Raw genomic sequence first — 16,753 nt, forward strand, 5'->3', positions numbered from 1 at the left:
GTGTTTCAAATCGGAATTATTTTGTATCCTTTTATTATTGAACGACTCGTTGAGGTATCGAATGCTGAAGCAAATGGTGATGCTGTGGATGTTGATGCTGATTGTAAGCACAGTCACGGCATCGGAGCAGAATTTTCTCGAAGAAATTGAAAGCAGTGCACGTGCATGGCTGGGTTTGAATGATGAGGGGCGTTACGTTGAAAGCTGGAAAAATTCATCTGAGCATTTTCGGAATAAAATGACCGAATCCGCCTGGATCAAGAATGCCGGTGAGATCAGAAAACCGCTTGGTGCAATGGAAGCCAGATATATTGCGACCGCAGGTCAGGCAAAAAAACTGTCCGGTCTGCCGGAAGGTGAGTATGTTGTGCTCCAGTTCTATACGACATTCAAGGAACGGACGCTGGCATTGGAAACGGTCACCCTCGCAAAAGAAAAAGATGCTATCTGGCGGGTTGCCGACTACGCGATTAAATAAAACCATTCAGTACCGATGTCCTGGAATTGATACTATACCGTTTGTTTTTATGGAGTTTTTACAAGGAGATTATGATGAAACAATACACAAGGGCTTGGGTCTCAGCAGCGTGTTTGCTGGGGCTGCTATTTAGCGTCAATCCGGTTGCCGCTGCGACGACAAACGAAATTGAAACAGTTTTCAATTGGGCTGAAAATAATTACCCCGAGCTTTTTCCAGAGCATCGAACGACACAGATGATTGATCCCTGGGCATTCAGGTTTTATCCGTCAACGGGAATTTACACTGGAATCAAAAATGATGAGGTATACGTACTGGGTGGACCATGGGGTGCGGACAGTCCGACGTTTATAGCCACTCTTCCCAGCCTGTTGTCCCAGATACAGGGAACCGGTGGTAATGGCAGTGTGCCTGCATGTGACAGCACCGCTGAGCTTCCTCAGGGTATGGTGATTACCCAGAATGGCAATGTCGTCAATATCACGACGAATGGACAGTGTATAGTCCTGCCGAACTCTCCTGAAAATACCAATTTCTGTGAACCGCTTGCGCCTCCGCAGCCGACAGGGATTTCTGTTCTGAGTACCGTAAATACAACCTCATTTCAAACGACCGGTATTACAATCGATTTGCCCGGTTTTCCGAACCCGCTGGATACATTCGCGCAGGATACATCCAGTTGTATCATCAATGCCCAGGAGGATGCGGACAATCTGGTAGTGAACAGCAACATCTGCTTTGATGTGACCAACCAGTTTTCTTCTTTACCCAGTGTGCCGGGTATCAGTATCAATCCGCCGATTACGGTTTCAACAGTTTCTTCGAGTACCAGCCAGCGTGTGCCTGATTGTTTTGCGACCGCGGCTTCCTTTATTACGGATGCGTACACGGGTGAAACCTGGATCAATGTCAACGGCAGTTTTGTACCGAGCACGGATTTGGGTTCCGGCTTCTGATGGTCACGTGCCGCTAAGCGCCAGCTTTAACACAGGTTTGCTTAAAATCCGGCATGCTCTGCATGCTTTATACATACTATGAGCCGTGGATATACGCTGCCGATAAATATTGAGCGTCTGTGAGCGTCAGCGTCGGTTTGCGGCATGTTGAAGCGTGTGCCATGTTAAAATCCGCCTCTTCATAGCTAATGACTGATATGAGGATGTTATGCACTGTTCCCCGATTACCGCTTTGTCGCCACTGGATGGCAGATACCGGCAAAAAGTTGCTTCTTTGCAATCGTATTTCAGCGAGTTCGCATTAATACGTTTTCGCGTCCAGGTGGAGGTGGCCTGGATCATGGCTTTGAGCAACGAACCGAAGGTCGCGGAGGTGCCGCCGTTTTCAAATGAAACCTGCAACCGGCTCGATCAGCTTGTGGCGGAATTTTCGGTGTCAGATGCGGAGGCGATTAAAGCGATCGAGGCGACAACCAATCATGATGTCAAGGCGGTGGAGTACTGGTTGAAGCAGGCGCTGGCTGATAATAACGAAGTATCGGACGCGGCAGGTTTTATCCATTTTGCCTGTACATCCGAGGACATCAATAATCTGTCGCACGGTTTGATGCTTAAGAACAGTCTTGAGAGAGTCATGCTGCCTGCCTTGGATGCAATGATTGCCAAGCTGGCCGCGCTAGCGCATCAACTGGCGGATATGCCGATGCTGGCGCGCACACATGGGCAACCTGCAACGCCGACAACGCTGGGTAAGGAAATCGCCAATTTTGTCTATCGCCTGCAACGTACAAAAAAACAGCTTTCAGCGGTGGCCATACTGGGCAAGATCAATGGAGCGGTCGGAAATTACAATGCGCATTTGTCTGCGTACCCGGAACTGGACTGGGAACATTTTGCGCGTACGTTTGTAGAATCGCTTGGTCTGACATTCAATCCCTATACGACCCAGATCGAGCCGCATGACACGATTGCGGAACTGTTTGACGGATATGCGCGCATAAACACAATCTTGCTGGATATGAATCGCGATATCTGGGGATATATTTCACTCGGTTACTTCAAACAGAAAACAAAAGCAGATGAAGTCGGCTCCTCGACCATGCCGCACAAAGTAAACCCCATTGATTTTGAGAATGCCGAAGGAAACCTGGGTATTGCCAATGCTCTGTTGAGACATTTGAGTGAAAAACTGCCGGTATCCCGCTGGCAACGCGACCTGACGGATTCGACTGTGTTGCGCAACATGGGTGTCGCGCTGGGTCATACATTGCTTGCTTATGATTCCTGTGTTAAAGGGTTGCACAAGCTGGAAGCCAATCCGGACCAGTTATCGCACGATCTGAACAATGCCTGGGAGGTGCTGGCCGAGCCGATCCAGACGGTCATGCGGCGCTATGCGATAGCGAACCCCTACGAACAGTTAAAGGCGTTGACACGCGGCAGGCGTGATATTACCCGGGAAATGCTGCATCAGTTTATACGTGATTTGCCAATTCCCGAAGCAGAAAAAAATCATTTGCTTGCCATGACACCGCAAAGTTATACGGGCAAGGCTTATGAACTGGCACAGAAAATAGTGGCCGACTAGACGACTGGAAAAAACAGCACGACAATCCGGTCAGAGCCTGTTTTGACCGGAGAGGAAAAAATTTTTTCAAAAAACCTTGAAATCCACGAAATAGTCCCAATAACCTCCTGATAATCATTAGGAGGAACGATGCAAAATTCACAGAATCCGCAGGATACACAACCAAATGAACCTGAAAATACGACAGATAATCATAATGTTGATGGGTCTGAAGCTGTTGATGAAACGATACAGGTAGCACATGTTGCCGGAGAGAGTGAGACGCAGGCAGAGGCGAAGGCAGGCACGCAGCCTGATCTGGAGCAGTTATTGAAAGCAGCTGAAATTAAGGCTGCAGAACATCATGATGCCTGGATGCGCGCGAAAGCAGAAGCGGAAAATATTCGCAAGCGTGCACAGAGCGATGTCGCAAATGCCCACAAATATGCTGTTGAGAATTTTTCTACTGAATTGCTGACGGTCATGGATAGTCTGGAAGCTGCACTGGCAGTTGAGAATGCCAGCGTTGAAAACTACAAAAACGGTATGGAATTGACACAGAAACAATTAACGGCCGTGTTTAATAAGTTCAATATTACAGTGATTGATCCGGCAGGTGAGAAATTCGATCCACATCAGCATCAGGCGATGTGCACCGTCGATTCCGAGCAGGAGCCAAATACAGTGGTACAAGTGATGCAAAAGGGCTACAAGCTGCATGACAGGGTTATCCGTCCTGCGCTTGTGACGGTTTCCAAGGCAAAGGAAGCCTGATCAGCCTTGAAATTTAATATTGCATCTCCATTTATCTGATTAATTCATAGACAGTTTTATAATAAGGATTTAAACATGGCAAAAATTATTGGTATCGATCTGGGTACGACCAATTCCTGTGTGGCGATAATGGAAAGCGGCAAACCCAAGGTGATAGAAAATTCCGAAGGTACGCGGACGACGCCGTCAATCGTTGCCTATACTGAAGACAACGAGATTCTGGTCGGCGCCTCGGCAAAGCGTCAGGCCGTTACCAATCCCAAAAATACCTTGTTCGCAGTAAAGCGGCTTATCGGTCGTCGTTTTGATGAGAAAATGGTACAAAAAGACATCAAAATGGTGCCCTATAAAATTATCAAGGCCAGCAATAACGATGCGTGGGTTGAAGTGCGCGACAAAAAAATAGCCCCGCCTGAGGTATCTGCGCAGGTGCTGAAGAAAATGAAAAAAACCGCAGAAGATTATCTGGGCGAACCGGTTACGGAAGCGGTGATTACTGTCCCTGCGTATTTTAATGATTCACAGCGTCAGGCCACCAAGGACGCTGGTAAAATTGCCGGTCTGGAAGTTAAACGGATCATTAATGAGCCGACAGCTGCTGCATTGGCATTTGGCCTGGATAAAAAAGAAGGCGACCGCAAGATCGCAGTTTACGATCTCGGCGGCGGCACGTTTGATATTTCGATAATCGAAATTGCTGAAGTTGAAGGCGAGCATCAGTTTGAAGTGCTGGCGACCAATGGCGATACTTTTCTGGGTGGTGAGGATTTTGACTCACGCGTTATCGAATATCTGGTTGAAGAATTTAAAAAAGAAACCGGCATTGATCTGAAGCAGGACATGCTGGCACTGCAGCGTCTGAAGGATGCGGCGGAGAAGACCAAAATCGAACTGTCCTCAAGCCAGCAGACCGAAGTAAATCTGCCATATATTACTGCGGATTCAAGCGGACCCAAGCATATGGCGATCAAAATTACGCGCGCCAAACTCGAAAGCCTGGTTGAAGAATTGATTGAACGCACAGTAGAACCCTGCCGTGTTGCCATGAAAGACGCAGGCGTGACGGCGTCTGAAATTGACGATGTTATCCTGGTTGGTGGCCAGACCCGGATGCCGAAAGTCCAGGATAAAGTCAAAGAGATTTTTGGCAAAGATCCCCGCAAGGACGTTAATCCGGATGAGGCAGTTGCAGTAGGCGCCGCAATTCAGGGCGGTGTGCTGCAGGGTGATGTCAAGGATGTACTGTTGCTTGATGTTACTCCGTTGTCGCTCGGTATTGAAACGCTCGGCGGTGTGATGACCAAGCTGATCCCGAAAAATACGACGATTCCGACCAAAGCGCAACAGGTTTTCTCGACTGCTGAGGACAATCAGACTGCAGTTACCATACATGTGTTGCAGGGTGAGCGCGAGATGGCTTCCGGTAACAAGAGTCTGGGCCAGTTCAATCTGACGGATATTCCACCTTCACCGCGCGGAATGCCGCAGATTGAGGTTGCATTTGACATCGATGCCAACGGGATATTGCATGTATCGGCGAAAGACAAGGCCACTGGCAAGGAGAACAAAATCAAGATTCAGGCCAGTTCAGGTTTGTCGGAGGAAGAAATCGAACGTATGGTTAAGGACGCCGAGGCGCATGCAGAAGAAGATCACAAAATCCTGGAACTGGTTTCCAGCCGCAACCAGTGTGACGCTATTATTCACTCTGTAAAGAAATCGCTGAAAGAACATGGCGACCAGCTGGATGAAACGGAGAAATCCAAAATCGAAGATGCGCTTAAGGATGCAGAGGAGGCGTTGAAGTCTGACGACAAGGATGAGATCGATGCAAAAACACAGGCATTGACAGAAGCTTCGCACAAGCTGGCTGAAAAAATGTACCAGAGCCAGGAGCCGCAATCACAGCAGTCCGGTGCAGGAACATCGTCTTCTGGAAACGACGAGAAATCTGTAGAAGGAGATGTTGTCGACGCTGAGTTTGAGGAAGTGAAAGACAAAAAATAACTACTGATCCCGTATTTCAGGCGCAGAGCGCGAGAAAAGGAAAAATTCCTTGTCACGCTCTGCGTTTTGGTATTTGTTCAGAAAGTGATATGAATTCGAAACAACATATCAGAACCAATATGATAATAGAAACTAGACATGGCTAAGCGCGATTATTACGAAATACTTGGTGTCAACCGTGATGCTGACGACAGTACGATAAAAAAGGCCTATCGCAGGCTGGCGATGAAGCATCACCCTGACCGTAATGCGGGTAATGTGAAATCTGAAGAATTATTCAAGGAAGCCAAGGATGCCTACGAAATTCTCTCTGATCCGAATAAGCGTGCCGCCTATGATCAGTTTGGCCATGCCGGCGTGGATACCAATGCAGCCGGTGCCGGGGCAGGTAGTGCTCAGGGTTTTGCAGAGGCATTCGGCGACATATTCGGCGATATTTTTGGCGGGCGTGGCGGACGTTCCAGTGTACACAGAGGATCCGATTTACGTTACAGTTTGGAGATTTCTCTGGAACAGGCAGCTCGCGGCACTGAGACAAAAATTCGCATCCCGACCATGGACACCTGTGACACTTGTCATGGAGAAGGCAGCAAGCCGGGCAGCAAGCCCCAGACCTGTCCGACCTGCCACGGTCACGGCCAGGTCAGAATGCAGCAGGGATTTTTTTCGATTCAGCAGACCTGCCCGAAGTGTCATGGCAACGGTAAAATTATCACAGACCCGTGCAGTACCTGTCATGGTACCGGGCGGGTGAAACGGCATAAGACCTTGAACGTGAAAATACCGGCAGGTGTTGATGAGGGCGACCGCATACGTGTATCAGGCGAAGGCGAAGCAGGTGTTAATGGTGGGCCGCCAGGTGATCTTTATGTTGTGATTCATCTAGCGTCACACCCGGTTTTTCAACGCGATGGCGATCATCTGCATTGCGAGATTCCCATCAGTTTTACAACGGCCGCTTTGGGTGGAGAAATCGAAGTACCGACGCTTGAGGGGCATGCGCGAATCAAGGTGCCTGCCGAAACCCAAACCGGTAAAATTTTCCGCTTGCGGAGCAAAGGTATCAAGGGTGTGCGAAGCCACGACAAGGGAGATCTGCTGTGTCATGTGATTGTCGAAACTCCTGTGAAACTGACTGCGCGGCAAAAAGAGCTGCTGGAGGAACTCGAGTCTATCAGCCAGAAGGACAACTCCCGTCACAGCCCGCGTGCCAAATCATGGATGGACAAAGCTCGCGAATTTTTCTCGGATTGAACAGCTGGGTTAAAATGGCGGATATTGCCGCCCGAATTCGGTTGAGTCCGGCAGAAAAATATAATGACACAATTGCGAAATCTGTTCAGTTACTGCGTGCTGATCGTGCTGAGCCTGATTACCTCGTCAGGTCACAGTGAGGCAGCGGGTGACGGCCCTGAACAGACTGCAGGCAATAATAGCAATGGTGAATTACACATTGATTCCAGTCATGTGCGTATCGGATTGACTCTGCAACAATACGAGGCAGGGTTAAAACGTCTTGAAAATGAGGCTGAAACGCGCTATGTCAATGCACTTGCCAACAATCAACAACATTCGGAAGCAGAAGCGCAGCTGCATGTTATCCAGACCCGTTTGCAGAATATCGAGCAAAATTACCGATCGCATATCGAAGATTTGCGAAATCGCATCGAACAACTGGAGTCCATCCGCAACCATGTATCCGGTCGGCTGCTGAATCAGGCCCAACAGGCACTGGCTGACGGCGATCGCCGGCAAGCCGCACAAATGCTGTACCAGATCGAGGTCCAGTCGGCTGGTGTCAATCGCGTTACCGCAGAAACAAACTACCAGCGCTGCCAGATCGCCAAGGATACCATGCGCTATCCCCAGGCGCTCACCTTGTGCCAGCGTGCTGCTCATCTGGCGCCTGACAGAGCGGACTTCCTTTCAGAGCTGGCCGGTCTGGCGCAAACGCTGGGCGACTACGAACAGGCAGTCGAGTATTATGAGCAGGCACTGGCCAGCTATCTCAAAACGCATGGGGAAGACCATCCCGTTGTGTCGGTGAGCCGCAATAATCTGGGCACGATCTGGGATGCGCTGGGTGAGTATAAAAAAGCCATCGGCTACTATGAACAGGCACTGGCCAGTGATATCAAGGCCCACGGCGAGCATCACCCCGATGTGGCGATAGACCGCAATAATCTGGGAATGGCCTGGTATGCGCTGGGTGAATATAAAAAGGCCATTGTCTATCTCGAGCAGGCGCTGGCCAGCGACATCAGGACCTACGGAAAAGATCATCTCCAGATTGCCACATACCATAATAATCTGGCCGGTGCCTGGCATGCGCTGGGCGACTATAAAAACTCCCATGATCATCTGGAACAGGCGCTGAAGATTTTTGAGAAAGTTCTGGGAGAAAACCACCCGAATACAAGTGGCGTGCGGGCAAATTACCGGCAATTGCAGTCGGACATGCACGATCTGGACAACGAATCAGGTTCCGATTCATCTGAATAGGATAAAATGACTGTGTAAAAATAGGGTCAAATCTATTTATTAATAAAATATGTTTTTTTACTGACATCAAATGCAAAATGCAAATTAAAGATATTCTGGGAAAATAGTAGCGTCATAAATGTGTTGCTGTAAGGGAAAATGCTTGGGGATGCGGCATTTTTTGATCAATAGAATCATAAAGTGGGAACTTTTGACAACAGGTTGTTGTAATTATGTGAAAGAAATGTTGAAAATGTTTGCGTGTTAACTTGCCGTTAAGTAAGCTAAACCTTGCGCAGGGTATGGATTTTCTCTTCGTGCCGCAATCTTTCAAGGATGGAATGCGAATTTTGTCCTTAAATAATAATGAATCAGAATTTCAAAATTAGGGAGGATTACGCTTTGGTTACGCAAACTAAAATGAGAATGAAGGAACTGACGCTCGCTGTCTGCGGCGTGTTTCTAGTTTCATCGCTGGCTCATGCTGATACAGGCACGACCAGCACAACTAAGCCCTATGGGCATCAGAGTTATGCCGATTTGGTAGACGAAATCGCCGGGGATGAGGATGTGGGATTGGTAGAGAGCCTGACAGGCTATAAATATAACGAATCATCATTCATGCAGGCCTTGGGCGTAAAGTTCGGTGGCTGGACGGAAATCGGTTTTGCAGGTAATACCGGCACTTCAAAGAGTTCTAACGGCAATGGTCCGGTTACATTTAATGATGGGCCGAATGAATTCAAATTACATCAGGTCTATGGCTATATCGAGCGGGAGGTTGATACCACATCGAAATCAATCAGTTTTGGTTTCCGTGCGGATCTTTTGTACGGTACCGATGCGCGTTTTACAACAGCATCAAATTTTGATACCAACATTCTGAATGATACGAACCAGCGCAAACTTGCGTTTCCCCAGGCTTATGTGAACGTGTTTCTGCCAGTGGGTAATGGACTGACTGCAACGATGGGTCATTTTTATACACTGATTGGATATGAAGTGGTGCCTGCAGCTGGGAACTTCTTTTTCTCGCATGCTTATACCATGCAATATGGTGAACCCTTCACGCATTCGGGTGGTTATTTGACTTATCAACTGACCGATAACATTACACTGAGAGGTGGTGCTGTAACTGGATGGGATGCGCATTTCAATCAGCCGGTAAATTTCCTGGGTAGTGTTGCTTACGCGACTGACGATGAACGAACTTCGTTGACTGCATCGTTGATCACAGGTAGCGTAGAAACCGGAAGCCCGCACGACGACCATAACCGCACCATGTACAGCATCGTTCTGGAGCACGACATCACCGACCGACTGCACTACGTATTGCAGCATGATCTGGGTGTGGAGAGTGGTACGTCAACGAACAGTTCTGCGGAATGGTACGGCGTAAATCAATATCTGTTCTACGATATCATGCATAATCTGGCTGCAGGTCTGCGTATGGAATGGTTTCGCGATGACGACGGCACCCGTGTAAACAGTTTTGCTGAAAATTATATTGGTGTGACCGGAGGATTGAACTACACGCCTATAGCGGGCTTTACTATCCGTCCGGAAGTCAGGTATGACCGTACGACGGAAAACAATGCTTTTGATAATTTCAGGGATAACGATCAAATCATGCTATCAGTCAGTGGAATCTTCCGCTTCTAAGTTCAATCGTTTTTTCTGAAAGACCAGGAAGAAAAGAAATTATGGCAATATAATTACTTTCTTCCTGTTTTGCTGCTTTCTGGCCATTCGGCCTTTGATTACGATATCTAGAGCTGTTTATTTCTAAATCGTAATTCATTTATCCGGATACTCACGATCCTGAGTGTCCGGATACTTTATCAGTCCGTTCGCAACCTTATAGAACAGAACCCGTCGGCAGAAAGAATGTGTAAGAAAGCACTGTAATGAGTGCAACTACACCGATAATTTTAATTAAAGCCATATCTGATTCTTTGTTTACTCTCATCTGATTATTCCTCATAACAACGTAACTCTGTATAGAGTTGATAATAACCTTATCATTCTCTCGTTCTATTAGGTTGACAATATGAACGAAATGAATGAACTACTCGATAAGATAAGCTGTCGTTTATATAATTACAGCAGATTTATAAATGCCAATATCCATTTGTAATAAAAACATTTTATATATCAGCTCAAATGATTATTTTCAGCTTTCTCATATCTTTTATTTAGAGCGAATCATACAGACATAAATTCAACACGATAAGTACCAAAAATTGAATTATATTGTTTCCTTTAGGTTGACAATAAACCGGCTATAGTTTGTGATGCAGGATCTAAATCTTTTTGTTATTTTTGCACGCGTTGTAGAATCAGGCAGTTTTGCTGAAGCAGCGCGCAGAATGCGTATTTCGCGCTCAGCAGTCAGCAAAGCAATATCAAAACTGGAAAAAAATCTTGGCGCCCAGTTGCTGAATAGAAGTACCCGTGATCTCAGCTTGACCGAGGCAGGCGCTGTACTGGCCGAGCATTCAGCACATATCCTTGATGAGGCAGAGCAGGCGGAACGTGTAGTCAACAGCCTGCAGGCTGAGCCGCGCGGTATGCTGAAAGTCAGCGCATCTGTGGCATTTGGTACGCTTCACGTTGCGCCTGCGCTGGCGGATTTTTTGTCCAGGTATCCCGAAATACGGATTGATCTGACGATTACTGATCGTCCCGTTGATCTGATAGGCGAAGGTTATGACGTGATTATCCGGGTTACCAATGAACCGGATCTTAATCTGGTAGCGCGCAAGCTGGCGCCTGTTCGTCGAAAATTATGTGCGACGCCTGAGTATTTCGAGAAAAATGGTGTGCCACAAACACCAGAGGATTTAATTGAACATAATTGCCTGGACTATACGCTTTCCGGTGAGCAGGGGTACTGGAATTTTACCGGGCCGGAGGGGGGGATTGCAGTGCCCGTTTCGGGAACCTTGCGCATCAACGATGACGACGCACTGTCCCAGGCGGTGCTGGGCGGCCTTGGTATCGCGTTATTACCTACTTTTACAGTTGGAAAGGATCTGCAAAGCGGTAAATTACAGGCAGTGCTGTCGGAGTATATCGCGGTGGAACGCTATGTTTATGCGTGTTATCTTCCCAGCCGTCACGTTCCGGCCAAAGTGCGTTCTTTTATCGATTTTCTGCTGATGCGTATCGGCACGGTTCCCTATTGGGATAAAGATGCCTGAACGAACATGCGCAAACCGGCCTCTGTTACACAGGAACATGTCAGGGATGGTAATGTCTCAGTTGATTGAGCAGAGCTGCCAGATCGTTTGGCAGTTCCGACTGCCAGCACATCTCCTGTGCGTTCCCAGGGTGGATCAGCGCCAGTTGCCAGGCATGTAATGCCTGTCTGGGAAATGCTGTCAGCAATTGTCCGATTTCTGTTGATATTTTACGAGGTTTGCCGCTATAAACGGGATCACCCACCAATGGGTGGTGAATGGAATGCATATGAACGCGAATCTGGTGTGTACGGCCGGTTTCCAGGCTACACTGCAGCAATGAGCAGCCCGCCAGTGATTCAACCAGTTGGTAGTGCGTCCGTGCGGTTTTTCCACGTGATGTTACCGCCATTTTGGTGCGATGAACCGGATGACGGCCTATGGGGGCATCGACAGTGCCATTTTGATCCACCTGACCCAGTACCAGAGCGAGGTAATCACGTTTGACTGTACGCTGTTGTAACTGGCGCACCAGCCGGAATTGCGCTTCCACCGTTTTGGCAATGATCAGCAATCCGCTGGTGTCCTTGTCCAGCCGGTGAACAATGCCCGCCCGCGGTACATTTTCCAGTTGTGGTGCGTGGTGCAGCAAAGCATTCAGCAGGGTGCCCTGCCGGTTGCCATTGCCGGGATGCACAACCATCCCAGCGGGTTTGTCGACGACTAAAATCGTACCGTCTTCATGAATGATATTCAAAGCAATTGCTTCGGCATTGTGAACTGTAGACGCTTCGGTTAGGTTCGGGCAAATCAGGACATGTTCATTGCCCCATACTTTTTGTTTGGCCGTGCACAATTGATTGTCCAGCTTGACGCGTTCTTGCGCAATCCAGGTCTGGATTCGGCTGCGCGACCATTCCGGCAGCAGTCTGGCCAGGGCCTGGTCCAGGCGCAGGCCGGCGCAATCTGTCGGTATCAGCAAATCGATGACGGATTCGCAGTTCTTGTCCCATGAGGTGGGCAAAGGTTTTGCGCTATAATGATCATCAGGTTTCATGTTTTCGACAAAGGATATCATGTTGCATCACGTAACTTTAGTGTTGATAGTAATTTCGGTGCTGTCCGCATGTGGCTTGCTGCCCGAACAGGGTGAAGACACGCAAAACTGGTCTGCCAACAAATTTTATACCGAGGCGAAAGAAAAGCTGAACAATGGTAATTATGAAGCGGCAATCAAGCTGTTTGAAGGACTGGAAGCGCGATATCCCTATGGCCGCTACGCCCAGCAGGCGCAGCTTGAAACCGCATATGCGCATTACAAGGATCAGGAACCGGCCTCTGCTATCGCCGCAGCTGATCGCTTTATTAAACTGCATCCAAACCATCCCAACGTTGACTATGCCTATTATATCAAGGGACTGGCGAATTATCATGATAACTGGGGAATAATGAGTTTTATGATGCGTGGTTTTCTCAAGCAGGATATGAGCGAGCGCGACTCCAAGGCATCCCGCGAATCCTTCGACAATTTCAGGGAACTGGTCAAGCGTTTTCCGGACAGCAAGTATGCTGCGGATTCGCGGCAACGTATGGCGCATTTATTAAATGTGATTGCCATGAACGAGGTTCACGTAGCGCGTTACTACATGAAACGCAAGGCTTATGTAGCTGCAGCAAACCGGGCGCAGTTTGCGGTGCGGGAATATCCGCGTACACCGGCGACTGAAGAGGCGCTTTATATTATGGCGCAAGCATATAACGCACTGGGTATGCACGATCTGAGCGACGATGCCGAACGTGTTTTAAAACAAAACTTTCCCGACAGTGAATTTCTCGAGGATATCCATGAAACCGAGAATCCGCCCTGGTGGAAAATCTGGTGACTGCCCTAGCACTCTATCAATATCATATTGATAGAGTGCTAGCGATTTATTGATCGTCGCGTAAGTGTACGGTCATTACATCACATTCTGCATGGAAAATAACATTCTTGGCGGTTGATCCTATGAGGGTAGCGAGCCCGTGACGGCCGTGTGAGCCGACAACTATCAAGTCGAATTTTTCCTGCAGTGCGATCCGTGTGATTTCTTCTTGAGGCGTTCCCCATATCAGGCAGCGACAAGCAGGTGCGACCTGCAATGCATCGCAGATCTGCATAAACTTGTTTTTTTCAGCCTGCAACAGTAAGTCCTCAGAGGAATTGTCCAGAGAAATAATGGTGCCATAGGGTGTGTCCGGCATCGGAATATTATCCAGAACATGAATGACATGCAGATCGGCATGGAAGGTATCGGCTATATATCTAGCCTGTTTGGCAACCAGGTTGCCGTAGTCGGAAAAATCAACCGCTACTAGAATCTTTTTATAATGGTGCATAGCATATTGGTGCGAATAGTGCGGTCAGGCTTTTCAACTGACTGCCCGGCGCCCGATTGTTTTTCTTTATTGTTTTATTATATACCGTGACCGATCAAAGGTGTATGTCATTCATCGTATACCGGCTGTTTGAGATAATGGGCCAGAAACTCCAGCACCTCCTGCTCGTATGTTCTGCCTGCATATTCGTGCATATTAAAATGTCCTGCGCCAGGAACTATCCAGAGTTCCTTGGGCTCACGTGCAGCCGCGAACAAGCGTTCAGTTTCAAATGGGGTGGTATGTCTGTCGTTTGTGCCGGAAATAAATAGTATAGGTGAATTCAGATTGTTGATGTGTTGAATCGGGCTTAGCTGGTCAGTCTTCGTGTCGGTAAAAAAAGCAATTTGAGCGAGCAGTATCGGCAGAAACAAAGTGCCAGGTTCTCCGAAAAAAAGTCTCAGCCGGTTTTCTACAGCTTCTTCCAACGTCGGGTGCAGCGACTCGAGAATTACAGCGTTCAGTCGCATGTCTTGCCGGGCAAGTACGATGGCTGCCGCACCCAGAGATACGCCGATAGCACCGATCCGTTCATTTGGGAACCTGTGGCGTAAGAACGTGATGGCCGATTCAACATTCTTTGATTCCCGAGCACCAAATGTGATACGGGAACCCGGTGTTTCGCCATGCGCCTGCAAATCAATCATCAGCACATGATAACCCCGGGCAGTCAGAAAACGGGCGCGACTCAGCATTTCAACGCGGTTGCTTCGAATGGAATGCACCAGCAGAATTGCACCATTGCCACTTTTACCATTGACGAGCCAGCCGCGAACACTTGCTCCGTCCGTGGACGGAATGTTTACAGATTCAACAGGAAGATCTGTCAGCAAGGTTTCAGTGGCAGTGGCTGCAGACCCGGTAACCACTTCGCCGACCAAAAAACTGAGTGCGACAATAATCGCAATTACTCCGATCAGATAAATCCAAATACGTTTAATCATGTTCGTTTTAATCGTTCTGATTAGTAAGGCCTTAATGTTACAATCTAAAAGTCAAGCAGAGAATATAAAACTGTCTGTTTCGATTTGCAGTTGATGCGCAGACTGTAGAAACCCTGTCCAGTTATTAAGGGAAGCAGGCGGTTGAGTGAGTTTTCATTGTTTAGCTGATGAAAATAATGAGTACACATTCGACCAGCGTTGTTAATCTTTAATGCCGGGACAGCGAATAAATCTTTAATTACTGATAAGGTAACCTACTATGAATAATTCTGTAGCAGATTTTCAAGAAACGATGCAGCATTTGGCGGATACGTTTATCAAGGGACTGCCGGGAAAAATTGAAGATTTAGAAACATTGTGGCAACAGCTTCAGAATGAATGGCATGCAGACAAATTGCAAATTGTGCATCGCAAGGCGCATGAGCTGGCCGGTACGAGCAAAACGTTTGGTTTGAGTGAGTTGAGCGGACTGGCAGATTCTCTGGAACAGACATTGAAGGCGGCGCTGCAGAATGAAGCGCAGCTGGATGAGCAGCAGCGTGCGGAGATATTCGCGCTGTTACGGGAAGTAGGGCGGCTGGTGGTTAATCAGGCATCGGATTTTCCAAGAACGTTTGCCAAACAGTTCAATGACTATCTGGTGGATATGGACGAAGTGAGTCATGTTTTTGTCGTAGACGATGATCAGGAGGCAGCGCAGGAACTGGCGTTACAGGTGAGCTATTATGGCTATGAAGTTGAAGTTTTTGGGCGTCTGGAGGATTTTCGCGAGGCAATAAAAAGAACCCCGGGGGCCATTGTGTTGATGAATGTCGAATTTTCCGATGATGCAATGGCCGGTATTCGTACCATGAAAGAAATCCAGCAGGAAATGGAAGAGCCTGTGCTGGTGGTATTTCTTTCTTCAAATGATGATTTTGCTGCGCGGCTTGAAGCTGTGCGTGCAGGCGGGATTGCGTATCTGACAAAACCGATCAATTCATCAGAGTTGATCGAACAACTTGATTCGTTTTCGGTGCCGCAAACGCAGGAACCTTTTCGAGTGTTGATTGTTGACGATTGCGCCACTGATCTGGCATTTCATGCTGCTGTTCTCGAGCAGTCCGGCATGATTGTGAGAACGGTCGAGAAAATGAATACGGTGATGCGAACATTGCTGGAATTTAATCCGGATGTTATTTTGATTGATGTTTATTTGCCCGAGTGTAGCGGTATTGAACTGGCAAAGGTTATTCGTCAGCTTGACGGTCTGTTCAATGTTACGGTTGTGTATTTATCTTCTGAAAATGATTTCAATACCCAGCAGGAAGCCATGCTTCTGGCAGGTGACGATTTTCTGGCCAAACCGATTGATCCAAAACGGCTGGTTTCTGCGGTCACCAGACGCGTTCAGCGCGCGCGTCAACTGCGTGGATTAATGGTGCGCGACGGTCTGACCGGTTTATTCAATTACACCGCAATCAGAGAACAGCTTGGACGCGAGATCGTGCGTTCAAACCGGTTAAAAACGCCGCTGTCGCTTGCGATGGTGGATGTTGATTTTTTCAAGAAAGTTAACGACAACTATGGTAATGCGGCGGGTGATCGTGTGCTAAAAAGTCTTGCGCGGCTTCTCAAACAGCGCTTGCGCGGTACCGATATTGTCGGGCGTTATGGCGGTGAGGAGTTTGCAGTCATTATGACCGATACCAACGCGCCAGAGGCGGCCAAGGTGATCGATGAAATCCGTAAAGTGTTTTCGCGCCTGCTGCATATGAGCGACAACAAGGAATTCAAAGTCACGTTTAGCTGCGGAATAGCTGACATCAAGCATTTTCCGGATGTAAAAAGTGTCAGCGAAGCAGCAGACAAAGCGCTTTATCAGGCCAAGAAGAAAGGCCGTAACCAGGTGGTGATCACTTCAGGCGACTAACGGGGCGTCTTCTTGTCGATACAATTGATACACACCA

14 protein-coding genes are annotated in these 16,753 nt (G+C 48.0%); 11 read left to right on the plus strand and 3 right to left on the minus strand.

All coding sequences use genetic code 11. The features are described 5' to 3' along the window. Window positions 1-61 precede the first annotated feature (61 nt). The 9 genes from BMY62_RS04000 to BMY62_RS04040 all read left to right on the plus strand — a co-directional run bounded on the left by BMY62_RS04000 (window position 62) and on the right by BMY62_RS04040 (window position 11,466). On the plus strand, window positions 62-478 hold the full coding sequence (locus BMY62_RS04000; RefSeq protein ID WP_090656908.1) for a DUF4019 domain-containing protein: 417 nt from the start codon (window positions 62-64) through the stop codon (window positions 476-478). 74 nt (window positions 479-552) lie between these two features. Next, window positions 553-1,434, plus strand: a complete 882-nt coding sequence (locus tag BMY62_RS04005) for a hypothetical protein (RefSeq protein ID WP_090656910.1) — start codon at window positions 553-555, stop codon at window positions 1,432-1,434. A gap of 208 nt (window positions 1,435-1,642) precedes the next feature. Beyond that, window positions 1,643-3,022 (plus strand): adenylosuccinate lyase, encoded by a 1,380-nt coding sequence (gene purB / locus BMY62_RS04010; protein WP_090656911.1) that lies wholly within the window; start codon window positions 1,643-1,645, stop codon window positions 3,020-3,022. A gap of 129 nt (window positions 3,023-3,151) precedes the next feature. After that, a complete protein-coding gene (gene grpE, locus BMY62_RS04015) occupies window positions 3,152-3,775 on the plus strand; it encodes a nucleotide exchange factor GrpE (protein WP_090656912.1) in 624 nt (207 codons plus the stop codon). 75 nt (window positions 3,776-3,850) lie between these two features. Next, window positions 3,851-5,782, plus strand: a complete 1,932-nt coding sequence (gene dnaK / locus BMY62_RS04020; RefSeq protein WP_090656913.1) for a molecular chaperone DnaK — start codon at window positions 3,851-3,853, stop codon at window positions 5,780-5,782. Between the two features lie 138 nt (window positions 5,783-5,920). Further along, on the plus strand, window positions 5,921-7,036 hold the full coding sequence (dnaJ, locus tag BMY62_RS04025; protein ID WP_090656915.1) for a molecular chaperone DnaJ: 1,116 nt from the start codon (window positions 5,921-5,923) through the stop codon (window positions 7,034-7,036). 63 nt (window positions 7,037-7,099) lie between these two features. After that, window positions 7,100-8,284, plus strand: a complete 1,185-nt coding sequence (locus tag BMY62_RS04030; RefSeq protein ID WP_090656917.1) for a tetratricopeptide repeat protein — start codon at window positions 7,100-7,102, stop codon at window positions 8,282-8,284. A gap of 399 nt (window positions 8,285-8,683) precedes the next feature. Beyond that, on the plus strand, window positions 8,684-9,925 hold the full coding sequence (locus BMY62_RS04035; RefSeq protein ID WP_177170281.1) for a porin: 1,242 nt from the start codon (window positions 8,684-8,686) through the stop codon (window positions 9,923-9,925). 632 nt (window positions 9,926-10,557) lie between these two features. Beyond that, a complete protein-coding gene (locus BMY62_RS04040; protein WP_090656921.1) occupies window positions 10,558-11,466 on the plus strand; it encodes a LysR family transcriptional regulator in 909 nt (302 codons plus the stop codon). 40 nt (window positions 11,467-11,506) lie between these two features. Here the strand turns inward: BMY62_RS04040 and rluD are convergent, their stop codons facing one another. Further along, the gene (rluD, locus tag BMY62_RS04045; RefSeq protein WP_090656923.1) at window positions 11,507-12,523 is read right to left on the minus strand and encodes a 23S rRNA pseudouridine(1911/1915/1917) synthase RluD; all 1,017 of its coding nucleotides are present in this window, start codon (window positions 12,521-12,523) and stop codon (window positions 11,507-11,509) included. Between rluD and BMY62_RS04050 the strand changes: the two genes are divergently transcribed. Next, window positions 12,501-13,328, plus strand: coding sequence for an outer membrane protein assembly factor BamD (locus BMY62_RS04050; protein ID WP_371264065.1), 828 nt, complete (start codon window positions 12,501-12,503; stop codon window positions 13,326-13,328). The genes rluD and BMY62_RS04050 overlap by 23 nt on opposite strands. Before the next feature lie 46 nt (window positions 13,329-13,374). Here BMY62_RS04050 and BMY62_RS04055 read toward each other — a convergent pair whose 3' ends face one another. Both BMY62_RS04055 and BMY62_RS04060 read right to left on the minus strand, forming a co-directional pair. After that, window positions 13,375-13,821, minus strand: coding sequence for a universal stress protein (locus tag BMY62_RS04055; protein ID WP_090656927.1), 447 nt, complete (start codon window positions 13,819-13,821; stop codon window positions 13,375-13,377). A gap of 107 nt (window positions 13,822-13,928) precedes the next feature. Continuing rightward, complete coding sequence (locus BMY62_RS04060) at window positions 13,929-14,804, minus strand: alpha/beta hydrolase (RefSeq protein ID WP_090656931.1); 876 nt, start codon at window positions 14,802-14,804, stop codon at window positions 13,929-13,931. 259 nt (window positions 14,805-15,063) lie between these two features. Here BMY62_RS04060 and BMY62_RS04065 point away from each other — a divergent pair, with 259 nt between their 5' ends. Further along, complete coding sequence (locus BMY62_RS04065) at window positions 15,064-16,716, plus strand: diguanylate cyclase (protein WP_090656933.1); 1,653 nt, start codon at window positions 15,064-15,066, stop codon at window positions 16,714-16,716. Window positions 16,717-16,753: the final 37 nt, after the last annotated feature.

The organism is Nitrosomonas marina (assembly GCF_900111605.1).
Lineage (GTDB): Bacteria > Pseudomonadota > Gammaproteobacteria > Burkholderiales > Nitrosomonadaceae > Nitrosomonas > Nitrosomonas marina_A.

Bases quoted from the DNA above. Each gene is read 5' to 3' on its own strand.
- BMY62_RS04000 (WP_090656908.1), top strand. From the start codon at position 62: ATGCTGAAGCAAATGGTGATGCTGTGGATGTTGATGCTGATTGTAAGC.
- BMY62_RS04005 (WP_090656910.1), top strand. From the start codon at position 553: ATGAAACAATACACAAGGGCTTGGGTCTCAGCAGCGTGTTTGCTGGGG.
- purB (WP_090656911.1), top strand. From the start codon at position 1,643: ATGCACTGTTCCCCGATTACCGCTTTGTCGCCACTGGATGGCAGATAC.
- grpE (WP_090656912.1), top strand. From the start codon at position 3,152: ATGCAAAATTCACAGAATCCGCAGGATACACAACCAAATGAACCTGAA.
- dnaK (WP_090656913.1), top strand. From the start codon at position 3,851: ATGGCAAAAATTATTGGTATCGATCTGGGTACGACCAATTCCTGTGTG.
- dnaJ (WP_090656915.1), top strand. From the start codon at position 5,921: ATGGCTAAGCGCGATTATTACGAAATACTTGGTGTCAACCGTGATGCT.
- BMY62_RS04030 (WP_090656917.1), top strand. From the start codon at position 7,100: ATGACACAATTGCGAAATCTGTTCAGTTACTGCGTGCTGATCGTGCTG.
- BMY62_RS04035 (WP_177170281.1), top strand. From the start codon at position 8,684: ATGAGAATGAAGGAACTGACGCTCGCTGTCTGCGGCGTGTTTCTAGTT.
- BMY62_RS04040 (WP_090656921.1), top strand. From the start codon at position 10,558: ATGCAGGATCTAAATCTTTTTGTTATTTTTGCACGCGTTGTAGAATCA.
- BMY62_RS04050 (WP_371264065.1), top strand. From the start codon at position 12,501: ATGTTTTCGACAAAGGATATCATGTTGCATCACGTAACTTTAGTGTTG.
- rluD (WP_090656923.1), bottom strand. From the start codon at position 12,523: ATGATATCCTTTGTCGAAAACATGAAACCTGATGATCATTATAGCGCA.
- BMY62_RS04055 (WP_090656927.1), bottom strand. From the start codon at position 13,821: ATGCACCATTATAAAAAGATTCTAGTAGCGGTTGATTTTTCCGACTAC.
- BMY62_RS04060 (WP_090656931.1), bottom strand. From the start codon at position 14,804: ATGATTAAACGTATTTGGATTTATCTGATCGGAGTAATTGCGATTATT.
- BMY62_RS04065 (WP_090656933.1), top strand. From the start codon at position 15,064: ATGAATAATTCTGTAGCAGATTTTCAAGAAACGATGCAGCATTTGGCG.